Consider the following 15297-nt stretch of genomic DNA (forward strand, 5'->3'; position numbering starts at 1 on the left):
AAACGCTGCTGCAATGCCGCTGACCGGCGGCCTGTTGTTTTATGCAGATGTGGCTAGTCCCTCCAGGTTTTATCCATCAGGAGTGGAAGTGGCTTCATCCATTTATACTAGGCGTGATAATAAACGTAATGATAATGATTATCAATTAAGTTTATTTAAAGTTATGTCAAGAAGTAACTATTTGCGTCTGTTTTATAGACGGCAGGCATAAAAAAACCTCTCCGGAGAGAGGTTTTCACATTATACCGAACGGCTGATTATTTCTTAAAGCGTTCCGGGAAGTGCATTTCGCTATAGCTCACGAAGTGCGTACCGCGGGTCAGCTTATAGCCGAACCAGATAACCAGGAACAGCGGAATACCGATATAGGTTGCCGCTACGCCGCCCCAGTCGATGGTATCGGCCAGGAAGGCTTCGTAGTTCTGGCCCAGGGTAATAATCAGGCACAGTACGAAAGCGAAGATTGGCCCCAGCGGGAAGAACCCGGAACGGTACGGCAGATTGTTCAGATCATGACCCTGCATCACATAGCCGCGACGGAAACGATAATGGCTAATCGCAATCCCCAGCCAGGCGATAAAGCCGGTCATCCCGGAGGTGTTCAGCAGCCACAGGTAGACGGTCTGGTTGCCAAACATAGAGGTCAGGAAGCACAGGCCGGCAATCACCGTTGTTGCATACAGCGCGTTACGCGGCACGCCGCCACGAGAGAGCTTCGAGAAGATGCGCGGCGCTTTGCCGTCACAGGCCAGGGTGTAGAGCATACGGGTAGAAGCGTACATCCCGGAGTTACCCGCCGACAGCACCGCCGTCAGGATAACCGCGTTCATAATCGCCGCCGCAGAGAGCAGACCCGCGTGTTCAAACACCAGCGTGAACGGGCTGACGGAGATATCTTTTACGTCGTTACGCAGCAGGCTTGGGTCGGTGTAAGGGATGATCAGGCTGATAATAAGGATCGCGAACACATAGAACAGCAGAATACGCCAGAACACCTGACGAACCGCGCGTGGAATGTTCTTCTCTGGATCTTCAGATTCGCCCGCTGCAATACCGATAAGTTCGGTGCCCTGGAAGGAGAAGCCGACGATCATCGCCACGCCAATCATCGCTGATAACCCACCGGCGAACGGCGCGTCGCCGGTTGTCCAGTTGCTCCAGCCCACCGGCTGCGCGCCTTTGAAGATGCCGAGGATCATCATGATGCCGACGATAATAAAGATGATAACGGTCGCAACTTTGATGAGCGAGAACCAGTATTCCGCTTCGCCAAAGCCCTTAACCGAGATGTAGTTCAGCAGGAAGATAACGCACAGGAACAGCGCACTCCAGATCCAGCCTGGGGTATCCGGGAACCACCAGCTCATCACCAGCTGTGCGGCGACCAGGTCGACGGCAATCGTCACCGCCCAGTTGTACCAGTAGTTCCAGCCCAGCGCGAAGCCGAAGCCCTCTTCCACATAGTTCTGGCCATAGGTGGCAAAAGAACCGGATACCGGCATATAGGCTGCCAGCTCGCCAAGACTGGTCATCAGGAAGTACACCATCAGGCCAATCAGAATGTAGGAAAACAGCGCGCCGCCCGGGCCCGCCTGAGAAATGGTTGCGCCGGACGCAACAAACAGACCCGTACCAATGGAGCCGCCAATGGCGATCATCGTCAGGTGACGCGCCTTGAGTTCGCGACGTAACGCGGGCGCTTGTGTGGTTTTTGTTTCGGAACCCATGTGAAAATGCTATCCATCCAAAAAATGAGGCGCGATTGTAACAGACGATTCCGGCATATCACGGTAGAAATGCGCAGTTATAAGAGAGCTTCATGATCGCTCTCTTATTATAAGTAAAGCATCCGATGGCGATTTTAGATATCGCAGTAGTGCAGAAAACGCTTGAGGGCGTTGGAGAGGTGCTTTTGCCGATGATGGATGCGCCACAGCGTGCGGCTAAGCGTTGGCAGCGGGATCGCCACTTCCACCAGCGTCCCGGCGTCAAGCTGTTCGACAATGACCCGCCGCGACAGGCAGCTAATGCCGAGGTCGTGGCGCACCGCGTGTTTAATCGCTTCCGAGTTGCCAAGCTCCATGCCCATCTGGAATTGCGGCAGATGCGAGAGCAGCAGATAATCGACGATCTCCCGCGTGCCTGACCCCTTCTCACGCAGGATCCACGGCGCCATCGCCAGCTTTTCGAGCGTCACCTCCCCCAGCAGCCAGGCGCTGTTCGGCGCGGAGAACACCACCAGCTCATCGTCGAGCCACGGCTCGGCAATAATATCCGCCGAGTGGCATGGGCCTTCGATAAGGCCGATATCGACACGGAAGTCCGCCACCGCGTTAATTACATCCTGACTGTTGCCCACGCTCAGTTCCAGCGGCAGCGCAGGAAAGTCTTTGCGATAGCGAGCGATAATGCCCGGCAGAATATAGTTGCCGATGGTGCTACTGGCATAGACACGAATCGCCCCGTTATCTTCGCGAAACAGCTGTTCTATCTCTCCGGCCTGTTCCAGCAGCGCCAGCGCGCGTGGGTAGAGCAGACGTCCGTGCTCGTTCACCACCAGCCGTTTACCGACGCGGTCAAAAAGCTGAACGCCGAGTTGGCCTTCCAGATCGGTGAGCGCCGCGCTGACCGCCGACTGCGACAGTGCCAGCATCTGCGATGCCTGGGTGGTTGAGCCACTTTTCAGTACCTCTGCAAAAACTTCTAACTGCCGCAGCGTGATATGCATAGCGCTTCAGCCCGTCCGGGCCGCCCTTACCAGTTATTACGATTAATTATAAATATATAATCAATTTTATCTTTAAACCAGCGAGGCGTACTCTTTTAGCCAGACAAAGGAGAAGGCTATGACACAGGTCACCTTAGAAACGCATCATCATCGCGGTATCAAACATTTTATCCCAGGTCTTGCGCTGACCGCCGTGATTACCGGCGCCGCAGTCTGGATCGGCAATATCCCGGCCGTTGCAGGCGTTGGCATGAGCGCACTGACGCTGGCCATCCTGTTCGGGATGGTCATTGGTAACACGATTTACCCGAAACTCTGGCAGTCCTGCGACGGCGGCGTACTGTTCGCCAAGCAGCATTTACTGCGTCTGGGGATCATTCTTTACGGCTTCCGCCTGACCTTTTCCCAGATTGCAGACGTGGGCGTGAGCGGGATTGTTATCGACGCCCTGACGCTTTGCAGCACCTTTATGATGGCCTGCTGGCTCGGGCAGAAAGTGTTTGGCCTCGATAAACACACCAGCTGGCTGATTGGTGCAGGTAGCAGCATCTGCGGCGCGGCGGCGGTACTGGCAACCGAACCCGTAGTAAAAGCCGAGGCAAGCAAAGTGACCGTTGCGGTAGCGACCGTGGTTATCTTCGGTACGCTGGCTATCTTCATCTACCCAGCTATGTACCCGCTGCTGGCGCACTGGTTTACGCCTGAAACCTACGGAATTTACATCGGTTCCACCATGCACGAAGTGGCGCAGGTTGTGGCGGCTGGTCATGCAGTAACGCCAGAAACGGAAAACGCGGCGGTGATTGCGAAAATGCTGCGCGTGATGATGCTGGCCCCGTTCTTGCTGTTTATGGCGGCTCGCGTTAAACAACTGGCTCCGGCTGGTGCGACCGAGAAAAGCAAAATCACGATCCCATGGTTTGCCATCATGTTTATCGTGGTCACTATCTTTAACTCGTTCCACCTGCTGCCAAACAGCGTGGTGCAAATGCTGATTACGCTGGACACCATTATGCTGGCCATGGCAATGGCGGCACTGGGTGTGACCACTCACGTTAGCGCACTGAAAAAAGCCGGTGCCAAACCGTTGATGATGGCGCTGGTGCTGTTCATCTGGCTGATTGTTGGCGGCGGTGCGATTAACTACGCTATCCATAGCGTGATGGCATAATCGACAACGACTAACCCCCCCGAACCCGCTATACTCTCCCCTTTTGAGTATGGCGGGTTTTTCCCGTCATATTTCAAGTTGCAGGCGCGTTGGCCGCGCTCGTTCACCCCAGTCACGTACTGAAGTACGCTCCCGGGGATTAATGAGGGACATCCATGTCCCTCACCAGAGGTCAGCCTTTGGCTGGTCAAATTCGTTCCTGACGAATTTGTCTCTCTCTTGCCGCCTTCCTGCAACTCGAACTATTTAGGGAACCAATTATGAAATACATCGGAGCGCACGTCAGCGCCGCGGGCGGCCTGGCAAACGCCGCAATTCGGGCTGCGGAAATCGAAGCGACCGCATTCGCCCTGTTCACCAAAAATCAGCGCCAGTGGCGTGCCGCGCCGTTAACCACCGAGGTTATCGACGACTTCAAAGCCGCCTGTGAAAAATATCACTACACCCCGGCACAAATTCTTCCTCACGACAGCTACCTGATTAACCTTGGCCACCCGGTTGAGGAGGCGCTGGAGAAATCCCGCGAAGCCTTTATCGACGAACTGGCACGCTGCCAGCAGCTGGGGCTGACGTTGCTGAACTTCCACCCGGGCAGCCACCTGCTGCAAATTGACGAAGACAAGTGCCTGGCGCGCATTGCCGAATCCATCAACATCGCGCTGGCCCAGACCGAAGGCGTCACGGCGGTGATTGAGAACACGGCCGGTCAGGGCAGCAACCTCGGCTTTAAGTTCGAGCACCTGGCGGCCATTATTGACGGCGTAGAAGATAAGTCCCGCGTCGGCGTCTGCATCGATACCTGCCACGCGTTCGCCGCGGGCTACGACCTGCGTACCACCGAAGCCTGCGCGGAAACCTTTGCTGAATTCGAACGCATTGTCGGCTTCCAGTATCTGCGCGGCATGCACCTCAACGACGCCAAAAGCGAGTTCGCCAGCCGCGTTGACCGTCACCAGAGTCTGGGCCTCGGCAACATCGGCCACGATGCGTTCCGCTTCATCATGCAGGACAACCGCTTTGACGGTATCCCGCTGGTGCTGGAAACGACCAACCCGGATATCTGGGGTGAAGAGATTGCCTGGCTGAAGGCGCAACAGCAGGAAACGGTGGAAGCCTAATCATGAACGATAGGGAAAAGCAGATACTCAAGATCCTGCGCCGCAATCCGCTGATTCAGCAAAACGAGATTGCCGATATTTTGCAGATCAGCCGCTCTCGCGTGGCGGCGCATATTATGGATCTGATGCGCAAAGGAATGATCAAAGGTAAAGGCTATATCCTCACCGAGCAGGAGTACTGCGTGGCGGTGGGTGCCATCAATATGGATATTCGCGGTATTGCAGATATTCACTACCCGCAGGCCGCCTCTAACCCGGGTAACATCCGTTGTTCAGCCGGCGGCGTGGGGCGCAACATAGCCCACAACCTGGCGTTACTGGGCCGCGATGTGCATCTTATCTCGGCGGTCGGCAGTGATTTTTACGGCGAAACGCTGCTGGAACAGACCCGCCAGGCCGGGGTGAATATCTCCAGTTGTATTCGCCTGCACGGGCATAGCACCGCCACCTATCTCTCCATTGCTAATCAGCAGGAAGAGACGGTGCTGGCCATTAACGATACCCATATCCTTGAACAGCTCACGCCACAGCTATTGAACGGTTCGCGAGAGCTGATTCGCCACGCGGGCGTAGTGCTGGCTGACTGTAACCTGACACCGGAAGCCATTGAGTGGGTCTTTACCATTGCCGATGATATTCCGGTGTTCGTTGATACCGTATCCGAGTTTAAAGCGGCTAAAATCAAGACCTGGTTCTCACGTATTCATACCCTGAAACCGACGCAGAAAGAGCTGGAGATTCTGTGGGGCCAGCCTATTGTTTCCGCTGCCGATCGCATTCAGGCCGTCAATGCGCTGCATCAGCAGGGCGTTCAGCATATTTTTGTCTGTCTGGAAGATGAGTCGGTTTTCTGCAGCGAGAAAGATGGCGAGCAGTTCGTTCTGACGCCGCCTGCGCACACCGTTGTCGATAGCTTCGGTGCCGATGATGGCTTTATGGCGGGGCTGATTTACGGTTTTCTGGAAGGAAGCGAGTTTCGCGACCGCGCGAATTTCGCCATGGCCTGCGCTGCGCTGTCGCGCGCCAGCGTCAGCATCAATAACCCTACCCTCTCCGCTGACAACGCAATCTACTTACTGCAAAACGCCCAGGCATAACGCCTGGGCTTTACGGTTGCGTTAATTATGACAATCCGATAAATAGCCCGGCGATGGTGGCGCTCATCAGGTTAGAGAGCGTTGCCGCCGCCAGCGCACGCATCCCGAGCTGGGCAATTTCCGGCGCTCGCTGAGGCGCAATGGCTGAAAATGCCCCGACCACCACCCCGATAGAGCCAAAGTTGGCAAAACCGCACAGGGCAAACGAGATAATCGCAATCGTCTTCACGTCAAGCGTACCGCCGGTCTGCAGGTACGGTGAGAAGTTGAGATAGGCGACGAATTCGTTGATCGCCAGCTTCTGACCAATCAGGCTACCGGCGAGCGTCGCGTCGCTCCAGTCGACGCCCATGATCCAAGCAAGCGGTGCCAGCACCCAGCCAAAAATCCCTTCCAGCGTCGCATGACCGAAACCAAACCAGCCGCCAATACCGCCGATAATGCCGTTAATAAGCGCGATAATGGCGACAAAAGCCATCACCACCGTCGCTACGCCAGCAGCAATTTTCAGGCCGGTCATCGCCCCGCTCGCCGCAGCTTCAATGATGCTTTTTGGCGGTGTGTCGGTAAATGACAGGTTTTCGAAGGTGACGGTTGATGCCTCGGTTGCCGGGCTCAGCATACGGGCAAATAGGATCCCACCAGGAATAGCCATCAGCGAGGCCGCCAGCAGGTAATCAATCGGCACCCCCATGCCCGCATAGCCAATCATCATCGACCCCGCGATAGACGCCATGCCGCTACAAATTGCGGTAAACAGCTCATTACGGTTCAAGCGATGAATAAACGGTTTTACGATCGCCGGGATCTCATTTTGCCCGAGGAAAATGGTGGTCACGGCCACAAAGGACTCAATTTTGCTGATATTCAACGCTTTCTGGAAAATGCCGCCGAGGACGCGAATCAGCAACCCCATCACCCCAATGTAGTAAAGCAGGCTGATAAGCGCGGTAACAAAGATAATGGCGGGCAGCACGCGGAAGGCAAAGATAAAGCCCGCACCGTCAAACAGCACATCCATCTTCGGCCCCACCAGCGAGCCAAAAATAAAGGCGCTACCCGCATCGCTGTAGGACATCACCTTGTGAACGCCCAGCGCCGCTTGCTCAACCAGCCATTTCCCCGGCGGGAAATAGAGCATAATGCCGCCGATCGCAATTTGCAGCACCAGCGCCGCGCCAACGGTACGCAGGCTAATACGTTTTTTATTCACTGACAGCAAAAACGCGATGGCCAGTAATACCACCATACCCACAAGACTTCTCATTATATCCATAATGATGTTCCCTTCATGCCAGGAAACCCGGCGTAAACGCCAGGCTTTGGTATGTTTGATATTCGCGGGCGACCGCACGCTGCCCGTGAAGTTGGTTTATGCGAGGCGTTGATACTCCTTCGCAATTTCACAAGCCAACACCGCATTGTTAAACACCAGCTGAATGTTGGATTTCAGGCTATCGCCACCGGTCAACTCCGCCACGCGGGCCAGCAGGAACGGCGTGCTCTCTTTGCCCACAACGCCCTGCTCTTCCGCTTCCTTCACCGCTCTATCGATAGCTGCGTTGATTGCTTCTTCCGCCATCGCAAACTGTTCTGGAATAGGGTTTGCCACCACCAGGCCGCCGTTCAGACCGGCCTGCCATTTCACCGCCATCGCACGAGCAATCTCTTTCGCGCTATCGAGGCGAATGCTGACCTCAAACGGGCTGGTGCGGCAGAAAAATGCGGGCAGCGCCTGGGTTTGATAACCAATCAGCGGCACGCCAAAGGTTTCCAGATATTCAGTGGTTAAGCCGAGATCGAGAATAGATTTCGCACCGGCACAAATAACCGTAACGTTGGTATGCGCCAGCTCTTGTAAATCGGCGGAAATATCGAATGAATGTTCTGCACCACGGTGAACACCGCCAATACCGCCGGTAGCAAAGACTTTAATACCGGCCAGTGCGGCAATAATCATGGTAGAGGCAACGGTGGTCGCACCATTTTTTCCTGCGGCAACCACAAACGGTAAATCACGGCGACTGACTTTCGTCACGCTATGTCCTTCGCGGCCTAATAATTCGATCTCCTCTTTACTCAGGCCCACTTTCATTACGCCGCCAATAATCGCAATCGTTGCAGGTACAGCACCGTGTTTGCGAATGGTCTCTTCAACTTCAATCGCCGTTTGCGCATTCTGCGGGAAAGGCATGCCGTGAGAAATAATGGTCGATTCCAGTGCAACAATCGGTTTTTTACTGTTTAAGGCTTCCTGGACTTCTGGTGAAATTTGTAATAATTCAGAGGAAAGAGTTAATTCAGACATTCTATGTTCTCCACTAACGATGTAACGTTCGCAATAGAAAGATCAGGGTTATTGGTATATTCACTGGACAGCGCCATTGATGAACAACCCTGCGCAAATCGGACAGACTCAATAAACGGCACGTCATCAACCCAGCAGGAAGCCAGCCCCGCCATCATCGCGTCACCGGCCCCGGTAACATTAATAACGTTGGTTTTTAGCGGTCGTGACCAGCCGTGTTCGCCGTGAATATCGCTGTAGTAAACGCCGTCCCCTCCCATGCTAAGCACCAGGCGATTCAGACCGTGCTCATGGAACCATGCGGCGACCTTGCCGACATCCTCCCGCCCTGAGAGCGTGATGCCGCTTAAAGTTTCGGCTTCCAGACGGTTTGGTTTCAGGGTATGGATTTTGCCCAACCGCTCGCGAATTTTGACGCACTTCCAGGCTGAAACTGGGTCAACAAATACCGGCGTGGGCCCGGCATTTTCCAGCACCCATGTCAGCGCTTCTTCGCTGATATTACAGTCGGCAATAATCACTTTTGCCCCACAAATAAAATCCGCATGCTGCGCTAGAAACTCAGCCGAAATATATTCGGTAATACACATATCGTTGATAGCCACCAGCATTTCGCCGGTATTATCCAATAATGATAAATAACTCGAGGTGTTTTCCCCAGAAACGATAAGGCATTTATCAACGTGTACCCCAGGCTGACTGGTCTGGGCTAATAATGATTGACCATAAAAATCACCGCCGACGGCCGTTAATAACCACGAGTCTTTTCCCAGAAGTGCTAAATTATGCGCGATGTTGCGCCCGACGCCGCCTGGCGTAAATTTAATTTTCCCAGGATTGGAATCCGCATAATTTAAAGAGGCATGCGAATATCCAGCCACATCCATATTGGCGGAGCCAATAGTGACAATGTATTCCTTTTCACGCATAGCACGTCCTCTGGCAATAAATTGCCATAAAAATGAGTTCGTTAACGATTTTGATAGCAAATTAATATATTAGAGCACATGTTTATTATCAAACACATGTTCATAATAAACCTGGTTTAGATAAAGTAAACTCGTCTGCAAACGTGAAAAGTAATAGATATGAGGAGAGTCACAGATTTTTATTTCGGACGACTGAAAGCGAGGAGAAAAATGAAAGACAGGGCACAAATTTGAAAAATAAAAAAAGGGCAGAGATCGCTCTGCCCTTTCCGAATGAAGGTAAAATTATGCCTGTTTAGCGACAGCTTCCGGGCGTTTCAGCACCGCGTAAGAGAGGCCAGCCACCAGCGTACCAACGATGATCGCCACCAGATAACCCAGCACCGGTGTGATAGCGCCAGGGATCAGCAGGACGAACAGACCACCGTGTGGTGCCATCAGCTTCGCGCCAACCGCCATCGAGATAGCACCGGTAACGGCGCCGCCAACGATACAGCAAGGCAGGACGCGCATTGGGTCACGAGCCGCGAACGGAATCGCCCCTTCGGAGATAAAGCACAGGCCCAGAACCAGCGCCGCTTTACCGCCTTCACGTTGACCCTGATCGAACTTCTTACGCGCAATCAGCGTGGCAATACCCATTGCCAGCGGTGGAACCATACCGGCCGCCATAATCGCCGCCATCGGCGCGTAGGTTTGGGTACTCAGCAGACCTACGCCGAACGCGTATGCCGCTTTGTTCACCGGGCCACCCATGTCGGTACACATCATCGCACCGAGGATCGCACCCAGCAGGACGGCGTTCGCGGTACCCATGGTTTGCAGCCAGTGGGTCAGCCAGTTCAGCAGCGCCGCAACCGGGGTGCCGATCAGGTAGATCATCGCCAGGCCAACAATCAGGCTGGAGACCAGCGGGATGATCAGGATTGGCTTCAGCGCTTCCATGCTTGGCGGCAGCTTCAGCTTGGTGCTGATAAGTTTTGCGACGTAACCGGCCAGGAAGCCTGCAATGATACCGCCGATAAAGCCAGAACCGCCGCTTACCGCCAGCATACCGCCGATAAGACCTGGGGTCAGGCCCGGACGGTCAGCAATGGAGAAGGCGATAAAGCCTGCCAGTACCGGCACCATCAGCGCGAAAGCGGAACCGCCGCCAATCTGCATCAGCGCCGCCGCCAGCGTGCCTTTGACTTCAAACGCTTTGATACCGAAGGCAAACGACAGGGCGATACACAGCCCACCCGCCACCACCATTGGCAGCATGTAAGAAACGCCGGTCAGCAGGTGACGATACGCCCCGCCGCCGCTCTCTTTTTTCGCGGAATCCGCAGGAGATTTGCTCTGGCCAGAAGGCTGATACGGCTTCGCCTCTACCATGGCTTTATCCAGTTCCTGCGCGGTTTTCTTCAGCGCCAGGCCGGTGGTGGTGCGGTACATTGGCTTACCGGCGAATTTCGCCAGATCCACTTCAATATCCGCCGCCACGATAACCAGATCCGCCTGCTCGACTTCTTCTGGCGTAATTGCGTTACCGGCCCCCACGGAGCCACGGGTTTCCACTTTCACCCACAGACCGCGTTTTTTAGCTTCGGTTTCAATGGCTTCAGCCGCCATAAAGGTGTGCGCTACGCCGGTTGGGCACGCGGTGACCGCTACAATGCGTTTTACGGCACCTTTTGCGGTCGGTTCCGCCTGCGCCGGAGCCTCGTAAGGCAGGGCGTGGGATTTGGCTTCACTCAGGAACAGTTCCGGATGGGAAACTGCACGGTTGATGTCGCCAAGGTAAACCTGTTTACCTGCCAACGCGGTATCCGCTGGCAGAGCTGTTCCCAGCACGATCGCCAGATCGGCGTCGTTCGGGTTATCAATGAACTCCAGGCGCGCTTTCTGCGCCGCCGCACCCAGCAGGGTCTTCGCCATATAAGCGCGAGCCTGTCCGAGTTTGGCATCGATAATCAGCAGCGTTTTCATACGCCTCTCCCGCTGTTAGTTAAAAGGTTTCAGGTCGACGCGCGCCATCATCGCGGCCAACTGGGTACGGTCGGTGATCCCGACGTTGCTCTGGCTTACCGCCAGCGCAGCAACGGCGGTCGCCAGACGCAGGGTATGCTCGCTAGACTCACGCATCAGCAGGCCGTAAATCAGACCGCCAACCATTGAATCCCCTGCCCCTACGGTGCTTACCACTTCCATTGACGGCGGCTTAGCGATCCATTCGCCGGAGGCGTTAACCCAAAGCGCGCCTTCTGCACCCAGCGAAATCACCACGTGAGCGATACCCTGCTCGCGCAGCGCGTGGGCCGCTTCAATCACATCTTTCATTTCAGGCAGCTTGCGGCCAGCCCAGATTTCCAGCTCGCGACGGTTTGGCTTCACCAACCACGGCGCGGCTTTCAGCCCGGCAACCAGCGCTTCACGGCTGCTGTCGAAAATAATGCACGGACACTGGCTACGCAGACGCGTCATCCAGTCGGTGAACGCTTCAGGGCTCACGCCCGCCGGCAAACTGCCGCTCACGCACACCATGTCGAACTGACCCAGCCAGCTCAGGGAATCATTGACGAAACGCTCCCAGTCGGACGGGGTAACTTCAAAACCAGAGAAGTTGAAGTCAGTAACTTCACCATCTTTTTCCGTCAGCTTGACGTTAATACGGGTACGGCCCTGGACGACCTGGAAACGGTTAGCAATACCCAGTTCGCTGAACAGTTGCTGAAAACCATCTTGGTTGTCTTTCCCCAGGAAACCACCTACGGTGACGTCAATGCCTAAGTCCTTCAGCACTTTGGCCACGTTAATGCCTTTACCCGCCGCGTGCAGCCCGGTGGTACGCACCAGGTTCACTTCACCACGCTCAACTTCTGGCGTGAACCCTACCAAATCATAGGCCGGGTTTAAGGTAATTGTGGCTACTCTTCTGCTCATTTATGCGCCCTCCCCGAGGCCTGAAGCAATGGCTTCGCCAATAGCGTCCAGCGCCTGACGAGCATCATCACCCTGTGCGGTAAAGCGCAGGCGATGACCTTTTTTGACACCCAGCGCGACAACCTTCATCAGGCTACGCCCGTTGGCTGGCTTGCCGCTGCCGTCAAGATTGGTGACGGTAATGTCACTGTTAAACTGTTTAATGGTGTTCACCAGCACGGTGCCCGGACGGGCGTGCAGGCCGTGTTCGTTACGCACTACGAATTCTTCATTCAGCACGTCTTCAGCCAGCGCTTCATCACTGGTCAGCAGCGCCAGCAGCGTAGCGGCATCGGCTTTCAGCAGACGTTCAGCTTTGTTGTCCAGCAGAATATTGACCAGGCGGTTCAGCACCGCGGTCGGCTGGGCATCGGCCATGGCGACGGAGATCAGCAGCGAGGCAGAAGCGTCACCGACGGCAAATGGCGTTGCCGCGCGGCTTACCGCAATGGCGCTGCGCAGGTTGCCTTCCGCGCTGTCGTTCAGCCAGATACCCTGGCCCAGGTTCAGCGGCTGCTCGTTAATCACGCGCGCCACAAAGTTGGCATCTACCGCGCCTGCTTCTTTCAGACGTGCGGCGTTCAGCGCCTGCAGCGTCACCAGGTCACTGGCGACCACGTCAAGCGAGAGCGTGTCGTTATCAAGCTTCAGCGCTTCGCTCTGCTTTTCACCCATCAGCAGCGCACGCAGCTCTTCCGCGGTGGTGGCGGTTTTCAGCTGTTCAGCCACCGCGTCATCGCTCAGCACATGCGTCAGCTGACGCAGCAGGCCGAGGTGCTCATCGGAGCTGGCGGCAATACCGATGGCGACGTACGCCGTCTGGCCTTCGCCCCAGGTGACGCCCTGTGGAAATTGATAAACCTGAACACCGGTTTTCAGCACCTGATCGCGGGTATCGGTGGTGCCGTGCGGAATCGCAATGCCGTTGCCAAGGAAAGTGGAGGTTTGTTGCTCACGCGCCAGCATACCGGCAACGTAACCGTCAGCAACGTTGCCTGCGCTGACGAGCGCTGCAGCAACCTGCCGAATAGCCTCTTCTTTATTCGCGGCCTGCTGGCCGGGATGTATATCCTGAACAGTTAACTGGAACATGGTTCCCCTCGCGCGCTGAATTGAATCGATTCAGCTTTGGTGAGAAAAAATCGTCGTGCTTAGCGAGTGAGGTGCTGAAGACGACGCTGAAACGTTTCAATAATATTGTGCCTTTCTTAATCAGCCTGCAAGTTTTGCTGACAACTTGATTGCATAAATTAGATCTACAGCACATTTCATTAGCATTCTCGCCACATCTGCTGACGCGCTGATGGCGGCCCAACAACTGCTTCAGCAAGACGTAAGCTACTTTTTGAAACGGTCTTTTATTTTTTCGTGCCGAATTTGATTTAGGTTACTGTTCATTTTCTGAGTCGCGGCGTAAACTCCCCGCCTCTCCTAAAGCGACCGATAAAACAACATGCAAAACAGTACCGCCGCCGCCCCACGGCGATCGTTTGATTTCACCTCATCATCCTTTCTGATTGTTGCCTTTCTAACCGGTATTGCCGGCGCGCTGCAGACCCCAACGCTGAGCCTGTTCCTCAGTAATGAGGTACACGTTCGCCCGGCGATGGTCGGCTTCTTTTTCACCGGCAGCGCCGTCATCGGTATCCTGGTCAGCCAATTTCTGGCGGGCTACTCGGATAAACGTGGGGACCGTAAAAATCTGATCGTGGTCTGCTGCCTGCTGGGCGTGCTGGCCTGCGTGCTGTTCGCCTGGAACCGTAACTACTTTATTCTGCTTTTTGTCGGCGTCTTCCTCAGCAGCTTTGGTTCGACGGCTAACCCGCAAATGTTCGCCCTCGCCCGCGAGCACGCCGATAAAACCGGCCGCGAGGCGGTAATGTTCAGCTCGATTATGCGAGCGCAGGTGTCGCTGGCGTGGGTGATTGGCCCACCGCTGGCCTACGCACTGGCAATGGGCTTTAGCTTTACGGTGATGTATCTGTCGGCTGCGGTGGCGTTTGTGGTCTGCGGCGCGATGGTCTGGTTGTTCCTGCCGACCATGCGTAAAGAGAAAGTCGCCGCAAGCGGTACGATTCAGGCACCGCGCACCAACCGCCGGGATACGCTGCTGCTGTTTGTTATCTGCACCCTGATGTGGGGCACCAACAGCCTCTATATCATCAATATGCCGCTGTACATCATTAATGAACTGCATCTGCCGGAGAAGCTGGCTGGGGTGATGATGGGCACTGCCGCCGGGCTGGAGATCCCGACGATGCTGATTGCTGGTTACTTCGCCAAGCGCCTGGGTAAACGCTTCCTGATGCGCCTGGCCGCCGTGGCTGGGCTATTCTTCTATATAGGTATGCTGACTTTCAGCAGCCCAACGCTGTTGCTGGCGATGCAGCTGCTAAACGCAGTGTATATCGGTATCCTCGGCGGGATTGGCATGCTGTATTTCCAGGATTTGATGCCGGGGCAAGCCGGTTCAGCCACTACGCTGTACGCCAATACCTCTCGCGTTGGCTGGATCATCGCCGGTTCTCTGGCGGGCGTCGTGGCAGAAATCTGGAACTACCATACCGTGTTCTGGATTGCGCTGGTGCTGTGCATCGCCACCCTTTGCTGCCTGGTGCGGATTAAAGACGTTTAGGGTGCGGTCAACGCTTCGAGGTGAAGCAGATAGGTCATCGCCGCGTCGCGGGTGACTCCGCACATTTCTGGTGCGGGCTGTAACCCTGCGCATACCTTCGGGCGCAGCGGCGAGCCAAAGATTTTACACCGCTGGCGTTCGTCAAGCTGCACGCAGGGCGTGTTAGCCGGTTTGCCGTTGGGCATGCCGGGAATGGGGCTGGAGATTGAAGGTGCAGTGCAGCAAGCCCCGCAGTCCGGACGACATTCCATCGCGGGTTCTCTGTAGTGTGGATAAGGTAGTGGCGCGCACATTACCACCTTTTGAGCAGCCATAGCAAAAGCCTTTAAATCCTCTTGCCTGAAACG

General features: G+C 55.3%; 13 protein-coding genes. 4 read left to right on the top strand and 9 right to left on the bottom strand.

Annotation, left to right across the window (positions count from 1 at the left end; translation table 11 throughout):
* Positions 1 to 257: 257 nt before the first annotated feature.
* On the bottom strand, positions 258 to 1727 hold the full coding sequence (locus tag ACLGE8_RS07985; protein WP_333497757.1) for an amino acid permease: 1470 nt from the start codon (positions 1725 to 1727) through the stop codon (positions 258 to 260).
* 134 nt (positions 1728 to 1861) lie between these two features.
* On the bottom strand, positions 1862 to 2728 hold the full coding sequence (yieE, locus tag ACLGE8_RS07990) for a DNA-binding transcriptional regulator YeiE (protein WP_410997733.1): 867 nt from the start codon (positions 2726 to 2728) through the stop codon (positions 1862 to 1864).
* 118 nt (positions 2729 to 2846) lie between these two features.
* Here yieE and ACLGE8_RS07995 point away from each other — a divergent pair, with 118 nt between their 5' ends.
* The 3 genes from ACLGE8_RS07995 to ACLGE8_RS08005 all read left to right on the top strand — a co-directional run bounded on the left by ACLGE8_RS07995 (position 2847) and on the right by ACLGE8_RS08005 (position 6114).
* Positions 2847 to 3899, top strand: a complete 1053-nt coding sequence (locus ACLGE8_RS07995; RefSeq protein ID WP_410997734.1) for a YeiH family protein — start codon at positions 2847 to 2849, stop codon at positions 3897 to 3899.
* Between the two features lie 260 nt (positions 3900 to 4159).
* Complete coding sequence (nfo, locus tag ACLGE8_RS08000; RefSeq protein ID WP_410997735.1) at positions 4160 to 5017, top strand: deoxyribonuclease IV; 858 nt, start codon at positions 4160 to 4162, stop codon at positions 5015 to 5017.
* A gap of 2 nt (positions 5018 to 5019) precedes the next feature.
* Positions 5020 to 6114 carry a sugar kinase gene (locus ACLGE8_RS08005; protein WP_410997736.1) on the top strand — a complete coding sequence of 365 codons (1095 nt, stop codon included), beginning with the start codon at positions 5020 to 5022 and terminating at the stop codon, positions 6112 to 6114.
* Between the two features lie 25 nt (positions 6115 to 6139).
* On the opposite strand, the gene ACLGE8_RS08010 is transcribed toward ACLGE8_RS08005, so the two are convergent.
* From ACLGE8_RS08010 to fruB, 6 genes are all read right to left on the bottom strand, one after another.
* Entirely contained in the window at positions 6140 to 7390 is a 1251-nt protein-coding gene (locus ACLGE8_RS08010) for a NupC/NupG family nucleoside CNT transporter (protein ID WP_410997737.1), read from the bottom strand.
* Positions 7391 to 7486: 96 nt separating this feature from the next.
* Positions 7487 to 8422: a pseudouridine-5'-phosphate glycosidase gene (locus ACLGE8_RS08015; protein ID WP_410997738.1), complete on the bottom strand. Its 936-nt coding sequence runs from the start codon at positions 8420 to 8422 to the stop codon at positions 7487 to 7489.
* The gene (locus ACLGE8_RS08020) at positions 8410 to 9351 is read right to left on the bottom strand and encodes a pseudouridine kinase (protein ID WP_410997739.1); all 942 of its coding nucleotides are present in this window, start codon (positions 9349 to 9351) and stop codon (positions 8410 to 8412) included. Before ACLGE8_RS08020 ends, ACLGE8_RS08015 begins: the two co-directional genes overlap by 13 nt.
* Positions 9352 to 9636: 285 nt before the next feature.
* Positions 9637 to 11322 carry a PTS fructose transporter subunit IIBC gene (fruA, locus tag ACLGE8_RS08025; RefSeq protein ID WP_410997741.1) on the bottom strand — a complete coding sequence of 562 codons (1686 nt, stop codon included), beginning with the start codon at positions 11320 to 11322 and terminating at the stop codon, positions 9637 to 9639.
* A gap of 15 nt (positions 11323 to 11337) precedes the next feature.
* Complete coding sequence (gene fruK, locus ACLGE8_RS08030; RefSeq protein WP_185666893.1) at positions 11338 to 12276, bottom strand: 1-phosphofructokinase; 939 nt, start codon at positions 12274 to 12276, stop codon at positions 11338 to 11340.
* Positions 12277 to 13407 (bottom strand): fused PTS fructose transporter subunit IIA/HPr protein, encoded by a 1131-nt coding sequence (gene fruB, locus ACLGE8_RS08035; RefSeq protein ID WP_410997744.1) that lies wholly within the window; start codon positions 13405 to 13407, stop codon positions 12277 to 12279. It abuts the gene before it with no gap.
* A 361-nt stretch (positions 13408 to 13768) separates the two neighbouring features.
* Here fruB and setB point away from each other — a divergent pair, with 361 nt between their 5' ends.
* Positions 13769 to 14950 (top strand): sugar efflux transporter SetB, encoded by a 1182-nt coding sequence (gene setB, locus ACLGE8_RS08040; RefSeq protein WP_410997746.1) that lies wholly within the window; start codon positions 13769 to 13771, stop codon positions 14948 to 14950.
* Here the strand turns inward: setB and ACLGE8_RS08045 are convergent.
* Positions 14947 to 15201 (bottom strand): YkgJ family cysteine cluster protein, encoded by a 255-nt coding sequence (locus tag ACLGE8_RS08045; protein ID WP_185667036.1) that lies wholly within the window; start codon positions 15199 to 15201, stop codon positions 14947 to 14949. The genes setB and ACLGE8_RS08045 overlap by 4 nt on opposite strands.
* Between the last annotated feature and the right edge of the window lie 96 nt (positions 15202 to 15297).

The organism is Kluyvera sp. 142486 (assembly GCF_046569695.1).
GTDB lineage: Bacteria > Pseudomonadota > Gammaproteobacteria > Enterobacterales > Enterobacteriaceae > Kluyvera.

Bases quoted from the DNA above. Each gene is read 5' to 3' on its own strand.
- ACLGE8_RS08005 (WP_410997736.1), top strand. From the start codon at position 5,020: ATGAACGATAGGGAAAAGCAGATACTCAAGATCCTGCGCCGCAATCCG.
- nfo (WP_410997735.1), top strand. From the start codon at position 4,160: ATGAAATACATCGGAGCGCACGTCAGCGCCGCGGGCGGCCTGGCAAAC.
- ACLGE8_RS08010 (WP_410997737.1), bottom strand. From the start codon at position 7,390: ATGGATATAATGAGAAGTCTTGTGGGTATGGTGGTATTACTGGCCATC.
- yieE (WP_410997733.1), bottom strand. From the start codon at position 2,728: ATGCATATCACGCTGCGGCAGTTAGAAGTTTTTGCAGAGGTACTGAAA.
- ACLGE8_RS07995 (WP_410997734.1), top strand. From the start codon at position 2,847: ATGACACAGGTCACCTTAGAAACGCATCATCATCGCGGTATCAAACAT.
- fruK (WP_185666893.1), bottom strand. From the start codon at position 12,276: ATGAGCAGAAGAGTAGCCACAATTACCTTAAACCCGGCCTATGATTTG.
- setB (WP_410997746.1), top strand. From the start codon at position 13,769: ATGCAAAACAGTACCGCCGCCGCCCCACGGCGATCGTTTGATTTCACC.
- ACLGE8_RS07985 (WP_333497757.1), bottom strand. From the start codon at position 1,727: ATGGGTTCCGAAACAAAAACCACACAAGCGCCCGCGTTACGTCGCGAA.
- ACLGE8_RS08015 (WP_410997738.1), bottom strand. From the start codon at position 8,422: ATGTCTGAATTAACTCTTTCCTCTGAATTATTACAAATTTCACCAGAA.
- ACLGE8_RS08020 (WP_410997739.1), bottom strand. From the start codon at position 9,351: ATGCGTGAAAAGGAATACATTGTCACTATTGGCTCCGCCAATATGGAT.
- fruA (WP_410997741.1), bottom strand. From the start codon at position 11,322: ATGAAAACGCTGCTGATTATCGATGCCAAACTCGGACAGGCTCGCGCT.
- ACLGE8_RS08045 (WP_185667036.1), bottom strand. From the start codon at position 15,201: ATGGAATGTCGTCCGGACTGCGGGGCTTGCTGCACTGCACCTTCAATC.
- fruB (WP_410997744.1), bottom strand. From the start codon at position 13,407: ATGTTCCAGTTAACTGTTCAGGATATACATCCCGGCCAGCAGGCCGCG.